1 protein-coding gene and 1 other annotated feature are annotated in these 1,319 nt (G+C 59.1%); the gene reads left to right on the top strand.

The window, feature by feature from the left end; translation table 11 throughout:
* The first annotated feature begins 50 nt into the window (after positions 1-50).
* Positions 51-1,285 (top strand): IS3 family transposase gene (locus C0Z18_RS32415; protein ID WP_408647247.1). Its coding sequence is split into 2 segments (ribosomal slippage): positions 51-342 and positions 342-1,285, totalling 1,236 coding nucleotides; the frame shifts between segments, so codons are not numbered across the junction.
* Positions 329-445 (top strand) — a sequence feature (AL1L pseudoknot). It overlaps the preceding gene by 117 nt.
* Positions 1,286-1,319 lie beyond the last annotated feature (34 nt).

The raw sequence follows: 1,319 nt of genomic DNA, 5'->3' as shown, positions 1-1,319 counted from the left end.
TGAAGCGCCCCGGATTTTGTGGAGGCTCCAACTCTTGAGAGAATGGAGCTATGAACAAGCCGAACAAATTTTCCGCTGAAGTCCGTGAACGTGCTGTGCGCATGGTGCGCGAGCATCGCGACGAGTACCCGTCACAATGGGCAGCGATCGAATCCATTGCCCCTAAGATCGGCTGTACGAGCCAGACTCTGCTGGGATGGGTCAAACGAGAAGAAGTCGATAACGGCGAGCGAGATGGCGTGACTACGTCGGAACGAGAGCGCCTGAAGGCGCTGGAGCGTGAAGTCAAGGAGTTGCGCCGCGCCAACGAGATCCTGAAGCTGGCCAGTGCGTTTTTCGCCCAGGCGGAGCTCGACCGCCGTACGAAGTCCTGAAGGCCTTTATCGATCAGCATCGCGACACCTTCGGGGTCGAGCCGATCTGCAAGGTCTTGCGGATTGCCCCGTCGGGCTATCGGCGTCACGCTGCACGGCTTCGCGATCCATCGCGGCTGTGTGCGCGAGCCAAACGCGATGTGCTCCTGCAGCCCGAGATCAAGCGTGTCTGGCAGAGCAATATGCAGGTCTACGGTGCGGATAAAGTCTGGAAGCAGATGAACCGAGAAGGCATTTCGGTGGCGCGTTGCACTGTCGAACGTCTGATGAGGCAACAGGGCTTGCGCGGCGTGAGTCGCGGCAAACGGATTCGCACGACTATCCCGAATGTATCGGCCCCACGGCCACTGGATCGAGTCAACCGTCAGTTCAAGGCTGATCGGCCGAACCAACTCTGGGTTTCGGATTTCACCTACGTTTCGACGTGGCAGGGCTGGCTTTATGTGGCTTTCGTGGTCGACGTGTTCGCCCGACGGATCGTCGGCTGGCGCGTGAGTTCTTCGATGACCACCGACTTCGTTCTCGATGCGCTTGAACAAGCGTTGTACGCTCGTCGACCGGAGAGTGACGGATCGCTCATTCATCATTCCGACAGGGGCTCGCAATACGTCAGCATTCGCTACAGCGAGCGGCTGGCCGAGGCCGGAATCGAGCCGTCGGTCGGCAGCCGAGGCGACAGCTACGATAACGCGCTGGCTGAAACCATCAACGGCTTGTACAAAGCGGAACTGATTCATCGTCGTGCGCCGTGGAAAACGCGTGAGTCCGTCGAACTGGCAACGCTCGAATGGGTCGCCTGGTTTAACCATCATCGGCTCATGGAACCGCTCGGCTATATCCCGCCCGCGGAAGCTGAGGCAAACTACTACCGGCAACGTTGCAACTCAGTCGTCGTGCCGGCATCAACTTAAACCAACCAGCCTCCACGAATCCCGGGGCGATTCA

It is taken from the genome of Trinickia dabaoshanensis (assembly GCF_002879885.1).
Classification (GTDB): Bacteria; Pseudomonadota; Gammaproteobacteria; order Burkholderiales; family Burkholderiaceae; genus Trinickia; species Trinickia dabaoshanensis.
This window is presented reverse-complemented; position numbering and strand designations above follow the sequence as displayed.